The 15,545-nt window shown below is 71.4% G+C and carries 16 protein-coding genes and 1 pseudogene; 3 read left to right on the forward strand and 14 right to left on the reverse strand.

Going from position 1 to position 15,545, the window contains the following annotated elements; translation table 11 throughout:
* Positions 1-8 precede the first annotated feature (8 nt).
* From D581_RS0102405 to D581_RS0102450, 10 genes are all read right to left on the reverse strand, one after another.
* On the reverse strand, positions 9-1,787 hold the full coding sequence (locus tag D581_RS0102405) for a hypothetical protein (protein ID WP_026290112.1): 1,779 nt from the start codon (positions 1,785-1,787) through the stop codon (positions 9-11).
* 105 nt (positions 1,788-1,892) lie between these two features.
* A complete protein-coding gene (gene kynU / locus D581_RS0102410; RefSeq protein WP_018955633.1) occupies positions 1,893-3,128 on the reverse strand; it encodes a kynureninase in 1,236 nt (411 codons plus the stop codon).
* Positions 3,122-4,186, reverse strand: a complete 1,065-nt coding sequence (dmpG, locus tag D581_RS0102415; RefSeq protein ID WP_018955634.1) for a 4-hydroxy-2-oxovalerate aldolase — start codon at positions 4,184-4,186, stop codon at positions 3,122-3,124. Before dmpG ends, kynU begins: the two co-directional genes overlap by 7 nt.
* Complete coding sequence (locus D581_RS0102420) at positions 4,183-5,097, reverse strand: acetaldehyde dehydrogenase (acetylating) (protein ID WP_018955635.1); 915 nt, start codon at positions 5,095-5,097, stop codon at positions 4,183-4,185. Before D581_RS0102420 ends, dmpG begins: the two co-directional genes overlap by 4 nt.
* Positions 5,094-6,116 (reverse strand): amidohydrolase family protein, encoded by a 1,023-nt coding sequence (locus D581_RS0102425; protein ID WP_018955636.1) that lies wholly within the window; start codon positions 6,114-6,116, stop codon positions 5,094-5,096. Before D581_RS0102425 ends, D581_RS0102420 begins: the two co-directional genes overlap by 4 nt.
* Positions 6,113-6,685: a 3-hydroxyanthranilate 3,4-dioxygenase gene (locus D581_RS0102430; protein ID WP_018955637.1), complete on the reverse strand. Its 573-nt coding sequence runs from the start codon at positions 6,683-6,685 to the stop codon at positions 6,113-6,115. The genes D581_RS0102425 and D581_RS0102430 overlap by 4 nt, the downstream gene beginning before the upstream one ends.
* Positions 6,682-7,119 (reverse strand): RidA family protein, encoded by a 438-nt coding sequence (locus tag D581_RS0102435; RefSeq protein WP_018955638.1) that lies wholly within the window; start codon positions 7,117-7,119, stop codon positions 6,682-6,684. Before D581_RS0102435 ends, D581_RS0102430 begins: the two co-directional genes overlap by 4 nt.
* Entirely contained in the window at positions 7,116-7,889 is a 774-nt protein-coding gene (locus tag D581_RS0102440; RefSeq protein WP_018955639.1) for a fumarylacetoacetate hydrolase family protein, read from the reverse strand. The genes D581_RS0102435 and D581_RS0102440 overlap by 4 nt, the downstream gene beginning before the upstream one ends.
* On the reverse strand, positions 7,886-8,731 hold the full coding sequence (locus D581_RS0102445) for a fumarylacetoacetate hydrolase family protein (RefSeq protein ID WP_018955640.1): 846 nt from the start codon (positions 8,729-8,731) through the stop codon (positions 7,886-7,888). Before D581_RS0102445 ends, D581_RS0102440 begins: the two co-directional genes overlap by 4 nt.
* Positions 8,728-10,155, reverse strand: a complete 1,428-nt coding sequence (locus D581_RS0102450; RefSeq protein ID WP_106434334.1) for a 2-hydroxymuconic semialdehyde dehydrogenase — start codon at positions 10,153-10,155, stop codon at positions 8,728-8,730. The genes D581_RS0102445 and D581_RS0102450 overlap by 4 nt, the downstream gene beginning before the upstream one ends.
* A 171-nt stretch (positions 10,156-10,326) precedes the next feature.
* Between D581_RS0102450 and D581_RS01000000136740 the strand changes: the two genes are divergently transcribed.
* Positions 10,327-11,274: a LysR substrate-binding domain-containing protein gene (locus tag D581_RS01000000136740; RefSeq protein ID WP_018955642.1), complete on the forward strand. Its 948-nt coding sequence runs from the start codon at positions 10,327-10,329 to the stop codon at positions 11,272-11,274.
* Here D581_RS01000000136740 and D581_RS1000000141835 read toward each other — a convergent pair.
* Positions 11,250-11,649, reverse strand: a pseudogene (locus D581_RS1000000141835) (transposase); the annotation flags it as partial. The gene D581_RS01000000136740 and the pseudogene D581_RS1000000141835 overlap by 25 nt on opposite strands.
* Positions 11,541-11,816, reverse strand: a complete 276-nt coding sequence (locus D581_RS1000000141840; protein WP_018955643.1) for a hypothetical protein — start codon at positions 11,814-11,816, stop codon at positions 11,541-11,543. The gene D581_RS1000000141840 and the pseudogene D581_RS1000000141835, both read right to left, overlap by 109 nt.
* 116 nt (positions 11,817-11,932) lie before the next feature.
* Here D581_RS1000000141840 and panD point away from each other — a divergent pair, with 116 nt between their 5' ends.
* Both panD and D581_RS0102470 read left to right on the forward strand, forming a co-directional pair.
* Positions 11,933-12,358, forward strand: a complete 426-nt coding sequence (gene panD / locus D581_RS0102465) for an aspartate 1-decarboxylase (protein WP_018955644.1) — start codon at positions 11,933-11,935, stop codon at positions 12,356-12,358.
* A 62-nt stretch (positions 12,359-12,420) separates the two neighbouring features.
* Positions 12,421-12,774, forward strand: coding sequence for a GNAT family N-acetyltransferase (locus tag D581_RS0102470; RefSeq protein WP_018955645.1), 354 nt, complete (start codon positions 12,421-12,423; stop codon positions 12,772-12,774).
* Positions 12,775-12,850: 76 nt separating this feature from the next.
* Here D581_RS0102470 and D581_RS0102475 read toward each other — a convergent pair whose 3' ends face one another.
* Positions 12,851-13,621, reverse strand: a complete 771-nt coding sequence (locus tag D581_RS0102475; RefSeq protein WP_018955646.1) for a PIG-L deacetylase family protein — start codon at positions 13,619-13,621, stop codon at positions 12,851-12,853.
* Positions 13,622-14,151: 530 nt separating this feature from the next.
* The gene (locus D581_RS0102480) at positions 14,152-15,534 is read right to left on the reverse strand and encodes a diaminopimelate decarboxylase (RefSeq protein ID WP_018955647.1); all 1,383 of its coding nucleotides are present in this window, start codon (positions 15,532-15,534) and stop codon (positions 14,152-14,154) included.
* Positions 15,535-15,545: the final 11 nt, after the last annotated feature.

A 15,545-nucleotide genomic window follows, 5' to 3' on the forward strand; every position in this document is an offset into this window, starting at 1 on the left:
ACAGCGACTCAGAACTCGCTGTTGCGGAACGGCTCCGCCGGTGCGTTCAGGTCCGGCTTGCCCAAGACCTTCCGCGAGGACAGCGCGTAGATGCCGTGGTTGGTCAGCGTCCACGCGATGTTGCGGTCCCACTCCACGTACACGCCGTGGGTCTGGTTGCCGTACGCGTAGTCCGCGGTGGCGGGACCGTACGCCTTCGGGACGAAGTACGCCGATATCTCCGGCGACGCGGGCTTGGAGACGTCGAAGAACTGCACACCCGCGTTGTAGAAGCCGTAGCTCAGGACACCGGGGGTGTGCCGGCCCGGGTTGGTGTAGTAGCCGGTGCGCTTGGGCCCGAAGCTGCCGCGGCGCTGGCAGTAGTCGTTGATGCCGGCGGCCTTCGGCGGGGTCGGGCGGGGAAGGACGCCGACGACGCGGGGCTCCTTCGGGTCCCGTGCGTCGATCTGGTAGATGTCCTTGTAGGGCTCGTAGCAGTCCTCGGTGAGCGGGTAGCCCGAGTAGTAGATCATTCCGGTCTTCTCGTACTGGGAGACGTCGATGTTGTCACCCTCGGTGCCCGCGACGGAGGCCGGCAGGTCCAGGTGGCTGACGGTCTTCATGTTCGAGGGGTTCGAGACGTCCAGTACCGTCAGGCCGTAGCCGCCCATGGCGGCGAAGGCGTACCGTCCGCCCTTCTCGACGGGTTTGGGGAGGAAGAGCGGCATCCGGGCGCCCATCCAGCTGGTCCGGTTCCCGCAGCGCGGGTTGTTCCGGTACGCGGCCTCCTCGCCTGTGCGCTGGCCCGGCAGGTGCCAGGTGTCCAGGAGCTTCGGGCGGGCCGGGTCGGACATGTCCCAGGACTGGTAGCCGGCCGAGTGCAGATTGGTGGGGTACTCGGTGCCGGAGTAGGTGTCGTTCGGCGCGGTGGCGATGAACATGTACTTCTCGCCGGTCCAGTGCGGCACGTCGATCGAGCCGGAGCCCTGCTGTGCCGTGGCCGGGTCGGTGTTCAGGGGGTCGGCCTGGGTGGAGTCGGTGGAAACCGTCGTCAGCAGCTTCCAGTCCTTCTTGCGGGGGCCGTCCAGGCGGAACACCTTGAAGCCCTTGAGCCCCGGCTTGGCCCGCAGTTTCGCGACGCCCTCCGGATTGTTGTACTTGTCCTTGGGCGGGTGGTCGGAGAGTTCCGAGATCTGGCGCCTGCTCTCGAAGCTCTGGACCATGACGTATGCGTTCAGCTTCTTGTTCCACTGGATGGTGGACGCGCCCCAGTAGTCGTGTGCCGCCCAGTCACCGTTCGCCCGGGCCTCGTCGCCGCCCACGTCGTCGCGGCTCATCCTCTCGACCACCTTGACCTTCTTGACGTCGGTGATGTCGTAGACGCGGCCGTCGGAGCGGCTGTACTGGAAGAGGTAGCGGCGGCCGTCGAAGTCGACGATGTTCTGCCAGGTGTGGAAGTAGTCGGGGGTGAAGCCGGCCCCCTCGTAGGCGGCTTCGACCTTCATGTTCTTGATGTACGCACGGGTGTCGTACTTCTCGTTGCGGCCCGGGAAGGAGTGTTCGTTCTGCTCGTCGACCGGGGTGAGCGCGGGGTGCCGGAAGCTGCCGTCCAGTTGCATGCCGTACGAACCGGGGTCGGCCGGCCCGGGGCGGCGGTCCTCGCACGCGTCGAGGATGTCGGGGTCGACAGCGGGGGCGGCCGTGGCGCTGGTGGTGCCCGCGCCGGAGACACCGGGAGCGAGGAGTGTGGCCGTGGTGGCGGCGGCGACCACTGCGGCGAGGGCGGCTTTTCTGCGGAGGGGACGCATCTGACGGTCCAATCGGAGCAGGAAGGGAGCGGGATGTGCCGTGTGCCCCTGGGGCGGGCGCGCGGGCCCGCCCCAGGGACACACGGGGGCGGGCGCGCGGGCCGATCAGGTGACGGTGGGGCGCTGCCGGAATTCGGAGTTGTGGTGGTCGCCGTCGGTCACGACGGCGAGCAGTTCGCGGACGGCGTGCAGGACGTCCGCGTGGGTGACGTAGAGGGCGTTGAATCCGAACCGGAGCAGGTCCGGGGCCCGCATGTCGCCGATCACACCGCGGGCGGTGAGCGCGGCCACCAGCGGGTACGCCTCCGGGTGGCGCAGGGCGACCTGGCTGCCACGGCGGGCCGGGTCGCGCGGGGTCGCCATGGTGAAGCCGAGGCCGTCGAGGAGTTCGTCGGCGCACTCCTGGAAGAACCCGGTCAGGGAGAGGTTCTTCGCCCGTACGGCCGTCATGTCCACGCCGTCGAAGGCCGTCAGCGCGGCTTCGAGGGCGAGGAGTGACAACAGCGGGGGAGTGCTGATCCGGGCCCGGCTGATGTCCGCCCCAGGGGTGTACGTACCCGCCATGGCGAACGGCTCCGCGTGTCCGTGCCAGCCGGTGAGGGGGTGGTCGAAGTCCGGCTGGTGCCGCCGGGCGACGTAGGCGAACGCGGGCGCCCCGGGGCCGCCGGAGAGGTACTTGTAGCCGCATCCGACCGCGAAGTCCGCCTCGATGGCGTCGAGTTCGACGGCGAGGGCGCCCGCCGCGTGGCACAGGTCCCAGTGCATCAGGGTACCGGCGGCGTGCGCGGCGGCGGTGAGCGCGGCCATGTCGTACAGCTCGCCGGTGCGGTAGTCCACCGGGGCGTAGGCGGCCACGGCGACGTTTCCGGCTTCGGCGGCCAGCACCGCGGCAGCCTCGTGGGCCGGCACCCGGCGGACGTCGAGCCCGAGGAGTCGGCCCACCGAGTCGGCGATGTACTGGTCGGTGGGGAAGTGGTCGGGATCGGTCAGCAGCAGTCGGCGTCCGGGGCGCATCCGGGCGGCGGCCAGCAGGGTGTTGAAGAGCTGGACGCTGGTGGAGTCCCCGACAACCGTCTGCCCGGGGGCCGCACCGACCAGTCGGCCGAGTGTGTCGCCGGTCCGGATCGGCGCCTCCCACCAGCCGTTGCCGTTCCAGGAACGGATCAGGTCGGTGCCCCACTGACGGTGCACGGCGTCCTCGACGACCGCCGGGACGGCGGCGGGAAGTGCGCCCAGGGAGTTGCCGTCGAGGTAGACGACGCCTTCGGGGAGGAGGAATCGGGCGCGGACGTGGGCCAGGGGGTCGGCGGCGTCGAGCGTGGCGGCGCGTTCGGTCAGCATGGGTTGTCTCCGTCGTGGTGTGAGGGCGCGCGCCCGGGGGCAGGGGCGGCTTCGCGGTCCCCGGCGAGATCGAGCGCGATGTCCGTGAGCAGGTCCTCCTGCCCGCCGACCAGCCGCCGCCGTCCGGCCTCGACCAGCAGGTCACGGGTGTCGAGCCGGTGGCGCAGGGCCGTGTTCTCGGCGTGCCGCAGGAAGCTGGAGTACACCCCGGCGTACCCGAGGGTGAGGGTCTCCCGGTCGACGCGCACGGGCCGGTCCTGCGTCGGCCGTACGAGTTCTTCGGCGGCGTCCATGAGCGGGAACAGCGCACAGCCGTGTTCCCAGCCCATGAGATCGAACACCGCCACCGTCGGCTCCAAGGGCGCGTTGCCGGCGCCGGCGCCCTGCCCGGCGAGGGAGGCGTCGACGCGGTACGCCCCCGCTTCCACGGCCACGATGCTGTTGGCCACGCCCAGGCCGAGGTTGTGGTGGGCGTGGATGCCGATCTCGGTGGCCGGATCGAGGGCGTCGCGGTAGGCGCGGACCCGGTCCCGTACGCCGTCCATGGTCAACCGGCCGCCGGAGTCGGTGACGTAGACGCAGTGCGCGCCGTACGACTCCATGAGGCGGGCCTGCGCGGCCAGTTCGGTGGGCGGGGCCAGGTGGGACATCATCAGGAAGCCCGACACGTCCATGCCCAGTTCGCGGGCCAGGCCGATGTGCTGGGCGGAGATGTCCGCCTCGGTGCAGTGGGTGGCGACGCGGACGGAGGTGACGCCGAGGGAGTGGGCGCGGCGCAGATCGTCGGCGGTGCCGATGCCGGGCAGCAGCAGGGTGGTGAGCCTGGCGCGGTCGAGCACGTCGGCCGCGGCTTCCAGCCACTCCTCGTCGGTGTGTGCGCCGGGGCCGTAGGTGACGGACGAGCCGGACAGGCCGTCGCCGTGGGCGACTTCGATGGCGTCGACACCGGCCGCTTCGAGGGCGGCGGCGATCGTCCGGACCTGTTCGAGGGTGTAGCGGTGCGACACGGCGTGCATGCCGTCCCGCAGGGTGACGTCCTGGACGTAGACCTTGGTCATCGGGCCCGGCTCCGTTCGGCCAGGCGCTCGGCGGTGCGCAGCGCGGCGGAGGTCATGATGTCGAGGTTTCCGGCGTAGGCCGGGAGGTAGTGGGCGGCGCCCTCGACCTCCAGGTAGACGGAGACGAGGAGCCGCCCGCCGAGCCCGAGTGCCGTCAGCGGATCGTCGGACGCCAGGGAGCGGAACTGCGGCTCCTGCTTGAGCCGGTAGCCGGGAACGTATGCGGCGACGGAGTCGACCATCGCGTGGATGGAGGCGGTCACCCGCTGGGGGTCGCAGTCGTCGACGACGCAGTGGACGGTGTCGCGCATCAACAGCGGTGGTTCGGCGGGGTTGAGCACGATGATCGCCTTGCCACGAGTCGCACCGCCCACCTGTTCGAGGGCGCGGGAGGTGGTCTCGGTGAACTCGTCGATGTTGGCGCGGGTGCCCGGGCCGGCCGACCGGGAGGAGATCGAGGCGACGATCTCCGCGTAGTGGACCGGTGCCACCGCCGATACGGCGGCGACGATGGGAACGGTGGCCTGGCCGCCGCAGGTGACCATGTTGACGTTGGGTGCGTCGAGGTGCTCGTCGAGATTGACGGACGGTACGACGTACGGGCCGATGGCCGCGGGGGTCAGGTCGACGATCGTCTTGCCGTACGGCGCGAGGGCCGCGGCGTTGTGGTGGTGGGCGGCGGCGGACGTGGCGTCGAAGACCAGGTCGATCTCGTCGAATCCGTCGAGGGCCAGGAGCCCGGTCACTCCGCCGGCACTGGTGGGCACGGAGAGGCGGCGGGCCCGTGCGAGCCCTTCCGACTCCGGGTCGATGCCGATCATCGCGGCAGCGGTGACGTTCCCCGATCCCCTGATGATCTTGATGAGGAGATCGGTGCCGATGTTGCCCGATCCGATCACGGCTGCCTTCATCGGACGGCCTCCTTCGCCAGCGGGGCCAGACCGAAGAAGCGGACGGCGTTGCCGCCGAGGACGGCGGTCCGCTCTGCCGGGGAGAGTTCGCTCTCCCGCACGAGCCGGCCGATCTCCTCCTCACCGAGCGGGAAGGGGTGGTCGGAGCCGAGCAGCACCTGCTCCACTCCCATCACGTCCACGAGGAGCCGTAGCGCGCCGAGGTCGAAGACGGCCGAGTCCACGGAGAAGCGGTCGGTGTAGTACGAGGGCGGATGCGGACTGTCGGCACGTACGAGGTCCCGGCGGCGCCAGGCGTTGTCGGCCCGTCCCAGGAGGTACGGGAAGCTGCCGCCGCCGTGGGCGAACATCAGCCGGAGCGAGGCCGGGAGGCGTTCGAAGGCACCGGACAGGATCAGCGAGAGGATGGTCAGATGGGTCTCACCGGCCATGCCCGCGAGCCAGGCCAGCATGTACCGGGAGAACCTCGGCCCGGACGGCAGGTCCCAGGGGTGGACCAGGACGGCCGCGTCCTCTTCGGCGCAGTGGGCGAGAAACTCGACCAGCGCGCCGTGGTCGAGGTCTCGATCGCCGAGGTGGTTGCCGATGTGGACGCCGCGGAAGCCCTGTCCCATGGCGTCGCTGACCATCGCACAGGCGGCTTCGGTGTCCTGGAGGGGCACCTGGCAGAGGGGGGCCAGCCGGTCCGGGGCGTGCGCGGCGTACCGCAGCAGATGCGCGTTGACCGTCCGGCACCACTCGACGGCGCGCTCGGGTTCGAGGTCGTAGCCGAACAATATGGGGGTACTGGACAGCACCTGGACGTCCACGCCGAGCCGGTCCAGGTCGGCGACGCGTTCCGCCGGGTCCCACAGGGTGCGGTTCACCGGCCGGTACTCGGCCGAACCGGCCATCATCATTCCGGTGCCCGGTCCGTCCGTGGTGCGCAGCCAGGGGCCGTCGTCGGAGCCGGTGAGCAGTCGGGATTCGGCGCGCCCGATCTCCGGGAAGACGTGGGCGTGCACGTCGACGACGGTCACGCTCCTGCCTCCTCGTCGCGGCGGGTGCGTGGACGCAGCCGTTCGGGCCAGTCCCGGCCCGGGTGCACGGCGGCGCAGTGGGGGCAGGTGCGCGCGGCCGTGTCGGCGTAGAAGGCGCCGAACACCGGAGGCAGGTCGTCGACGATCGAGGCGAGCTGGACCTCGCTGCGGTGCACCAAGTGGTGGCACTCCATGCAGTACCACTCGAACGCGTCGAGGTGCCCTTGCGGTCGGGCGAACTCGACGACGAGGCCGATGCTGTCCTCCTCCGGCCGCTGCGGGGAGTGCCGCAGGTGCGCCGGTGCGAGGAACACGTCCCCCTCGCGGATGTGGATGTCGCGCGGAGGCTGTCCGTCCCCCTCCATGACGCGGAGCACCATGTCGCCCTTGAGCTGGTAGAAGAACTCCTCGATGGGGTCGTCGTGGAAGTCGGTGCGCCGGTTGGGTCCGCCCACGACCGTCACCATCAGATCGGCGTCCTGCCAGATCTGGACATTGCCCACCGGCGGCTTGAGCAGGTGCCGGTTCTCCTCGATCCAGGACTGGAGGTTGAACGGTCTCATGGTCATCGGTGCTGTTCCTCGCTCTGGTGGAGGTGGCCGCCCCGGGGGAGGTGGGCCACGCCGCTGATCTCGATCAGGAGGTGGGGATGGGGCAACTGGTGGACGGCGACGGTGGTGCGGGTCGGCCCGTGCTCGTCGAAGTACTCGGCGTAGACGTCGTTGTAGCCTCCGAAGTCGTTCATGCTGACGAGGTACGTGGTGACCGACACCAGGTCGTCGAGGCCGCCGCCGGCCGCGGCGAGCAACGCCGCGATGTTGTCGAGCACGGCCCGGGTCTGCGCCCGGACATCGAGGTCACTCACGCCCATCGGGTCGACGTTCGCCCCGACGAAGGTGCCGTCGGGGCGCCGGGAGCTGGTGCCGGAGACGAAGACGAAGTCGCCCGCGCGCCTCAGGTGCGGGAAACGGCCGCGGGGCGGCGCGGCGCCGGGGACGATCACGCGTCCTCCTCGGTGATGGTCGGAGCGGTGGTGGCGGTGAACTGGACGGCACCGAGTCCCGTGACCGACGCTCGTACGTGTGCACCGGGGGGCAGCGGTACGGCGGCGGTCGCCGCACCGGCGAGGATCACGGTGCCCGCTTCCAGCGAACCGGCGAGCCGGGCCGCCGCCGCGAGGGCGCGCAGCGGATGTCCGAGGATCGCCGCGGTGGAACCGGTCTCGACCGGGCGGCCGTCGAGTTCCAGCAGGACACCCAGGTTGCCCAGTCCGCTCGCGGCACCCGGTTCTCCCCAGAGCCCCACGGCGTAGGCCGCGGCCGAGGTGTTGTCGGCGATTACCTCGGGCAGGGAGAACCGGAACCCGTCGTACCGGGAGTCGATGACCTCCAGCGCGGGCGCCACGGCCGCGACGGCCGCCAACGGATCGGCGCCCGGACGCAGGGTGCTCCCCAGGAGGAACGCCACTTCCGGCTCGACCCGCGGATGGATCAGCCCCGAGATGTCGTACCGCCCCCCGTCGGGGATCTCCATCCGATCCGTCAGCCGTCCGTGGATCAGATCCGCAACGCCCATCTGCCGCATCTTGGCGAGGCTGGTGAAGCCGAGCTTGAAGCCGGTGAGCCGCTCGCCGCGGTCCAGCCGCCGCACGATCAGGGCGTCCTGGACGGCGTACGCCTCGGCGGTGTCCGCCAGTCCGGTGGCACCGCCCGGCAGCGGACGCGCGTCCAGTGCCGCACGGTCGAGGGACTCGGCCAGAGCCGTGATGTTCATCGGACCGCCCCTTCCGTGTCGACGCGCCCGAAGGCCGCGCGCACCGACCCGAGCCCGTCGATCCGGGCCTCGAACACATCACCCGGCTCGACGGCGGCCATGGGACCGAGCGCGCCGGTGAGCACCGTGTCCCCGGCCCGCAGCGGACTGCCGAGCCGGACGAGTGTGTCCGCCAGCCAGACGGCCGCGTGCAGTGGGTTGCCGAGGCAGGCGGCACCCGCACCGGTGGAGACGGGCTCGCCGCGGCGCTCCAACACCATGCCGGCGGAACGCAGATCGAGTTCCCGCAGGAGCACGGGTCGCGTGCCCAGTACGTACGCGCCGCTGGAGGCGTTGTCGGCGATGGTGTCCACGGCGGAGATGTCCCAGTCACGGATCCGGCTGCCGACCACCTCGATGGCGGGCAGCACGAATGCGGTCGCGCGGATCACGTCGGCCACCGTGTGCCGATCGTGTACGAGGTCACCTTCGAGGACCAGAGCGACCTCGGCCTCTGCCCTGGGCTGGAGCACCGAGCCCCAGGGGATCTCGGCGCCGTCCGGTACGGCGGTGTCGTCGAGGAGGGTGCCGAAGTCCGGTGTGTCAACGCCGAGTTGCCGCTGTACCGCGGTCGAGGTGAGACCGATCTTCCAACCCGTGATGCGCCGGCCGCCGGCGAGGCGTCGTTCGGTCAGGAGGGACTGGACGGCGTAGGCGGCCTCCAGGTCACCGGGCGGCAGCAGGTCGCGGACCGGTGCACACGGAACGCCTGTGCGATGCGCCTCGTCGAGCCGCTCGACGGCCCCCGTCACCGGGTCGCGTGGGGCGCCCGTCCTGGTCGCGGTGGAGTCCGTCGTACTCACAGTTTCACGCACACATTCATCGGTTCGGAGAAGAAGTCGAGGGAGTGGTCGCCGCCCTCACGGCCGATCCCGGACGCCTTCACACCGCCGAAGGGTGCACGGAGGTCACGCAGGTTCCAGGTGTTGACCCAGGCGGTGCCGACCTCCAGGGCGGGGGCGACGCGGTGGGCGCGGCTCACGTCACCGGTCCACACCGTGGCGGCCAGTCCGTACGGGCCGGCGTTGGCGAGGGTCAACGCCTCGTCCTCGGTGTCGAACGGCGCGAGGTGTACGACCGGGCCGAAGATCTCGTCCCGTACCGCCGGGTGGTCCTCCGGTAGTCCGGCCAGCACGGTGGGTTCCACCCAGAAGCCGCCGTCCCGCTCGTCCCCGAAGCGCGGTACCCCGCCGCCCGCCAGGACCTCCCCGTCGGCGGCGGCCCTCTCCAGGAGGCCCAGCACCTTGTCCCGGTGGGCGGCGGAGACCATCGGGCCGTAGCCGGAAAGTTCCTTCGCCCCTGTGGCGAGCGCGGCGGCGAACGCGTCGAAGACGGGCCGTTGCACGTACAACCGCTCGGTGCACAGACAGACCTGCCCGCTGTGGGTGAAGGCGGAACGGAGAGTGCCGGCGACCGCCTGCTCAAGATCCGCGTCGGCGAAGACGAGTCCGGCGTTCTTGCCGCCCAGTTCGAAGGAGACCGGCGCCAACCGCTCCGCAGCCGCCCGCATGATCATCGATCCGGTGCGCGACTCGCCCGTGAAGGCGACGGCGTCCACCCCGGGGTGCTCGGTGAGCCACTGGCCGGCCGCGTCCGCGCCCGGGCCGTGCACGAGGTTGAAGACTCCGGGCGGAACCTCCGCCTCGGCCAGCACCTCGGCCAGCAGACAGGCCGTGCCGGGGGTGAGTTCGGACGGTTTGGCCACCACCGTGTTGCCGGTCGCGAGGGCGGGCGCGACCTTCCAGCTGAGCAGGAGCAGCGGCAGGTTCCACGGCGAGATCACCGCGACGACGCCGAGCGGCTTGTGGACGGTGTAGTTCAGCGCGCCCCGGCCGTCCGGGGTGGCGGTGTGCCAGGACCGTTCGCCGCGCCCGGTCAGGAGCCCCGCGTAGGAGCGAAAGTTGGCCACGGCCCGGGGGATGTCGACCGTCGACGCCAACGTGCGCGGCTTGCCGGTGTCGGCGCACTCGGCCGCGACGAACTCCTCGAAGCGCCGCTCGATCCCATCGGCGATCCGGTGCAGCAACCTCGACCGCTCGGTCGGGCTCCATACAGCCCACGGCCCGCGCAGTGCCTCTCGGGCCGCACGAACCGCCCGGTCGATCACCTCCCGGGACGCCTGCGGTACCTCGCCGGCAACACGCCCGGTGACCGGATCGACGAGGGGGAGCGTAACGCCGGACGCGTCGAACCCGCCTCCTACGTAGTGCCGTACGGGTGAACTCACGCTGTGGACCTCCGTCATCCAGCCGGGGCATGTCCGAAAGTCGCCCCCGGGTGTGCCGGTATAGTGCACCCACCCAGCTATGCCGATCCAATGCCAATCGGCGCGTCAGACATAACAATCCTGGTATGGCAAGGTGGAGCAGCCCTCCATACCCGGAAGGAGCCGGCTGCGATGGACCTCCTGGACGGCCGGTTGAAGTTCCGGCACCTGATCCTGCTCATCGCGGTGTACGAGCACGGGAGCGTCGTACGGGCCGCGGAATCGCTGCACCTCACCCAGCCGGCCGCGACCCGCACGCTCCACGAACTGGAGGCCATCGCGGACCTGCCGCTCTTCGTCCGTGTACCGCGCGGGATGCGGCCCACCGTCTACGGCGAAGCCCTGACGGCGCACGCCCGCGCCGTGGTCGCCGAGATTCGCCGGGCCGGGGACCACCTCACAGGACTCCGCCAGGGACTGGACGGCACCGTGACCGTGGGCACCCTGCTGGCCGGAGCCAATGTGCTCCTGCCCCGGGCGGTCGCAGCGCTCAAACGGGAACGGCCCCGGCTCACCGTCGTCGTCCGGGAGGGGACCCCGGACGTCCTCCACCCGGCACTGCTGGCAGGCGAACTGGACGTCATCGTGGGACGGGTGGGATCGACCCCCACGGAAGGGGATGGGCTGCGCCAACGGAAGCTCTACCGGGAGCCGATCCGGCTCGCCGTCCGCTCGGGCCACCCGCTCCTCGACACCGTGGACGTCACACTCGCGGACACTCTCGGATACCCCTGGATCCTGCCCGTCGAGCAGACCGCCCTGCGCCAGGAACTCGGCGCCGTCTTCGTCGACCGGGGCCTCACACCGCCCGCGGACCGCGTCGAGTGCACGTCCATCCTCACCATGCGGGCGCTGCTGCTCCAGACGGACATGGTGGCGCTCCTGCCCGAACTGGTCCTGCGCGAGGACGAGCACCTCGCCGCGCTCCCGGTCGAACTCCCTTCGGTGGGGCGTACGGTGGGCACCACCGAAGCAGCCCGCCGGACACGCACCCCCGCTCTCCAAGCGCTGCTCCATCACCTCGACCAGGAAGCGGTCCTGCTGCGCGAGACACTCGACGGGACGCCGGTGGTTCGTTGAAGAGCGTTGACGCAGGCGGTTGGATCGTCGTCCCGGCCTTCCTTCCTGCGGACCCGTCGCCGGAGGAGGCTGTTGAGCCGGTCGAGTACGCCCTTCTTCCTGCCGGCGGGCGAAGTAGGCGTAGACGGTGTTCCAGTGCGGGTAGTCGTGCGGCAGATAGCGCCACGGGATCCCTGTCCGGTTCACGTGGAGGACCGCGTCCAGCAGGCTTCGCAAGTCATGATTCGGCGGCCTGCCGATGTCCGGCCCGCGGCCTCGGCATGCGGTCAGAACTGGCTCGACCAGCTCCCGTCGGGCATCGGAGAGGTCACTCGAACAGCGACGGTGCTCGGTTCCTCGTCCTGTCCCGGCAGGAGAGGCAGGGCGAGGACCGATCCGTCGGCGTGCACGGAGACGGGGCCGCCCCAGCCCTTGTCGAAGGTGAGGCGGGGGCGGACGTGGCGGCTCGCGTGGACGAGGGCGCGGTACTCCTCGACGTCGCGTTCCGGGGCGATTGTCCCAACAGACGTCTGAGCGAAGGGGAAGCCCAGGTGGGAAGCCATTTCGACTGATCGGAGCGATGTTCTTCACAGACATCGTTCGGCGTGTCCCGGTGTACAGTCGAGACCGCCCTTGACCTGCACAAAGCAGGCAGGGAGCCGTCTCGGAGGAGTCCCGAATGCTGCGCACTCTGTTCAAGTCCAAGATCCACCGTGCCACCGTCACCCAGGCCGATCTGCACTACGTCGGTTCCGTGACGATCGACGCCGCCCTGATGGAGGCCGCCGACCTGCTCCCCGGTGAGCTGGTCCATATCGTTGACATCGACAACGGCGCCCGCCTGGAGACCTACGTCATCGAGGGCGAGCGCGGCTCCGGCGTCATCGGGATCAACGGCGCGGCCGCACACCTCGTGCACCCCGGTGACCTGGTCATCCTGATCAGCTACGCACAGGTCGACGATGCCGAGGCCCGTGCCCTCGTGCCACGGGTCGTGCACGTGGACGCGGAGAACCGGATCGTGGCGCTCGGAGCCGACGCTTCGGCGCCGGTTCCCGGGACCCGTACGGAGCGGAGCCCGCAGGCCGTCGTCGCGGGCGGCTGAGGTCGCCGTCCGGGTTTCCGGGGCGAGCGACGTACAGGGTCACGAACGAGAAAGCAGGAGTCATGGCCGAGAAGGCAGCTGTGGAGATCAGGGACGACCGGGAGCACGGCAGTCTCGTGGCGTACGAGGACGGCAAGCCGGCCGGGACCATCGCGTACTTCGTCATGGACCCGGCTCCCGGCGCGCTGGTGGCGGTACACACCGTCGTCCGGCCCGAGCACGAGGGCAAGGGCGTCGCGGGGGCGCTGGTCCGGGAGTTCTACGTCATGGCCGCCCGCGAGGGCGTTCCCGTCGTTCCGCTCTGCCCGTACGCGGCGAAGTGGGCACAGCGTCACCCCGACGAGGCGCCCGAAGCCCCGGCCGAGCTCGTCCAGGAGGCGGAGCGGCAGCTCAGGAACCATCCCGAACTGTTCTGAGACCTGAGACCCGTGCGGGTGTGGCGGGCGGCGTTCGGAGCGGTCCTCCGGCCGCCGTCCCCCCGCACGCTTCCCGTCACGCGGTAAGCGTCGTGGCCGATCCGTTCCTGGGTGCGAGGTCCCGGCGGATGTACCACTCGGTCCCCAGCACCTCGCGCTGAACAGCCGCGGGGAGAGAGGCGATCCGGCCGGGTGCCGCTCCGCGGTCCACTTCGCTGCGGTGCGCGAGGATCGCGGCCAGTTTCCGCGGAAGCCAGGGGCCGACGTCGACGGTCGTGGTGATCCACGCGTCCTCCGAGCAGTACAGGGCGTCGGCCGGGGTTCCCGGCCGGGCCAGCCGCCCGCCCACCGGAACAGCGGCCGAGCGGGGGTGCGTGGCGAGGTAGAGGGCGCTCGGCTGCCAGGGATCACCGGACCCCGGACAGAAGCGGGGGAGGCCGGCGGCCCGGACCGCCAGCGCGGTGACCCGGTGGGCGTGTACGTGGTCCGGATGGCCGGTCATGCCTCCGTAGGCGTCCGCCGTGATCACGATCTCCGGCCGGACGTCACGGATGTGGCCGACGACGGCCTCCACGGCCTCGTCCAGCGGCACGTCGAGGAACCGGGGCCGGCCAGGGGCCGACTCCGGCACGCGGGCGTCCGCGTAGCCGAGCAGTCGTGGGGCGCCCGCGCCCAGGGCGTCGAGGGCCTCGGCGAGCTCGGCGGCCCGGTGCGTGCCCTCGGCCCAGGTGGCTGTGACCACCGCGGTCCGGGCGCCGTCGGCCGCGTGCTGAGCGAGGACGCCGCCACAGAACAGGGACTCGTCGTCCGGATGGGCGTGGACGGCGAGAACGCTCGGCAGAGGCATGAGGGACACCTTTCGCATCGACGGCACCGGTCGCGGATCCGGACGGATCCAGCCAGGTCCGGGCAGCTTGCCGGAGTCCTGCCCACTCCGGACGGTCCGGCACACACCGGCTCGCGCCGCTGTCGCCGGTCGCAGGTGTGGACTCGCCAGGCGCGGGCAGCCGCTCCGGGAGACGGTGGAGAAAAGCTCCATCTGTCCATTTCGTGCCGTTGTGGAGGATCGCGATGACCCACCCGTACCCCGACCCCGTACCGCCTTCGCCGACCCCTCCGCCTGTACCGGGCCCGCCCACTCCGGTACCCGGCCCGCCGCCCGTGCCTCCGGGGCCCGGGCCGGTGCCGCCCGGACCCGCGCCGGACCCGATCCCTCAGCCGCCCGCGCCTGGCCCGGATCCCGTGCCGGATCCGGAGCCCGAGCCGCAGCCCGCCGGGACGTGACCGGCGGGACGTGACCGCTGGCCGGTCGGCCGTTCCGTCCCGGCCGGCCGGCCTCGGCTGTACCGGCCCCGCCCGTTCCCTCGCCCCGCCCGTTCAACCGCCCCGTTCGATCAGCGCGTCCGCGTGCGCGAGACCGCTCTCCGCCGCGATGTCGTCCAGCGACTGCGCGTCCCGCACCGTCACGAACGTCACCTGTCCGTCGTGGCCCGAACCGTCCGTCAGCCCCGCCCCCGCCCGGAAGCCGTACACCGCGGGACGGGGCAGGCTGTTGTACGCCCACGGGGTGGAGAAGTAGTACGCCCCCGTGTCGTACAGCACGACGACATCGTCCTCGGCCAGGACCGGCAGCTCCCGGCCGTACGCCACCACGTCCCCCGCGAAGCAGCACGGCCCCGCGATGTCCTGCGCCAGCGGCGGGCCGCTCTTGGGCGTGCCGTCCGGGCCGAACGCCCCGATGCGCAACGGCCAGGCGTCGGGCATGAGGACGGTACGGGTGGCGGTCTGCGCTCCCGCGTGGGTGAGCGCGATGCGGCGGCCCCCGGCGTCCTTCGTGTACTCCACCCGGGCCCCGATGAACCCGTTCTTCGCCAGCAGCGAGCGGCCGAACTCCGTGACCAGGGAGTAGCGGCCGGAGAAGAGGCCGGGGGCTGCCGCCGTCAGCGCCGCCACGTAGTCCGCGTAGCGGGGGCGTACGGTCTCGTCGGCGAAATTGACCGGCAGGCCGCCGCCGATGTCCAGGCTGGTGACCTGTCGGACGCCCAGCGTCGCGTTGATCTCCTCGGCCAGCTCGTACGTCCGTGCCACCCCGTCCGCGATCAGCTCCAACGGGCAGCCCTGGGAGCCCACGTGGGCGTGCAGCCGGGTCAGCCACGGTCGCTCCCGGAAGGCCCCCACGATGGCCTCGCGGGCCCCCGGGTCGCGCAGCGCGACCCCGAACTTCGAGGTGTCGGTCGCCGTGCTCATCGGCCCGATGGAGCCACCGCCCACCTGAGGGTTGACCCGCAGTCCGAGGACCGAGGCGGTGCCCGGGTCGCGCAGCGCGTCGACGCGGCGCAGTTCGTCGAGGCTGTCGGCGTTGACGGCGACGCCGAGGGCGAGCGCCAGCCGGATCTCCTCGCGGGTCTTGGCGGGGGAGTCCAGGACGACACGGGACGCGGCGAACCCGGCCTCCACGGCCAGCCGCAGTTCACCGGGGCTCGCCACCTCGCACCCCATGCCGCAGTCGGCGAGCAGCCGCAGCACCGGCACGAGGGAGCAGGCCTTGGCCGCGAAGGTGTGCAGCACCTCGGGCGTGGCGGCGAAGGCGTCGTGCAGGTCGCCGACGGAGGCGCGCACGCCCTCCGTGTCGATGAATCCGGCGACCGGGCCGCCCTCGCCGAGCAGCCCCTGCCCGACGGCCGCCCGGACTACGGTGTCGAAGCGGGCGGCCGGCGGTGCCGTGCCGCCCTCGTGGTGCGCGGGAGTCGTCTGCGTCATACGGCCAGAGT

This window comes from Streptomyces sp. CNB091, assembly GCF_000377965.1.

Excerpts from the sequence above, each read along its gene's own strand:
- D581_RS0102440 (WP_018955639.1), bottom strand. The coding sequence starts at position 7,889 with ATGAACATCACGGCTCTGGCCGAGTCCCTCGACCGTGCGGCACTGGAC.
- kynU (WP_018955633.1), bottom strand. The coding sequence starts at position 3,128 with ATGCTGACCGAACGCGCCGCCACGCTCGACGCCGCCGACCCCCTGGCC.
- D581_RS0102475 (WP_018955646.1), bottom strand. The coding sequence starts at position 13,621 with ATGCCTCTGCCGAGCGTTCTCGCCGTCCACGCCCATCCGGACGACGAG.
- D581_RS1000000141840 (WP_018955643.1), bottom strand. The coding sequence starts at position 11,816 with ATGGCTTCCCACCTGGGCTTCCCCTTCGCTCAGACGTCTGTTGGGACA.
- D581_RS0102470 (WP_018955645.1), top strand. The coding sequence starts at position 12,421 with ATGGCCGAGAAGGCAGCTGTGGAGATCAGGGACGACCGGGAGCACGGC.
- D581_RS0102430 (WP_018955637.1), bottom strand. The coding sequence starts at position 6,685 with ATGACCATGAGACCGTTCAACCTCCAGTCCTGGATCGAGGAGAACCGG.
- D581_RS01000000136740 (WP_018955642.1), top strand. The coding sequence starts at position 10,327 with ATGGACCTCCTGGACGGCCGGTTGAAGTTCCGGCACCTGATCCTGCTC.
- D581_RS0102420 (WP_018955635.1), bottom strand. The coding sequence starts at position 5,097 with ATGAAGGCAGCCGTGATCGGATCGGGCAACATCGGCACCGATCTCCTC.
- dmpG (WP_018955634.1), bottom strand. The coding sequence starts at position 4,186 with ATGACCAAGGTCTACGTCCAGGACGTCACCCTGCGGGACGGCATGCAC.
- D581_RS0102405 (WP_026290112.1), bottom strand. The coding sequence starts at position 1,787 with ATGCGTCCCCTCCGCAGAAAAGCCGCCCTCGCCGCAGTGGTCGCCGCC.
- D581_RS0102480 (WP_018955647.1), bottom strand. The coding sequence starts at position 15,534 with ATGACGCAGACGACTCCCGCGCACCACGAGGGCGGCACGGCACCGCCG.
- panD (WP_018955644.1), top strand. The coding sequence starts at position 11,933 with ATGCTGCGCACTCTGTTCAAGTCCAAGATCCACCGTGCCACCGTCACC.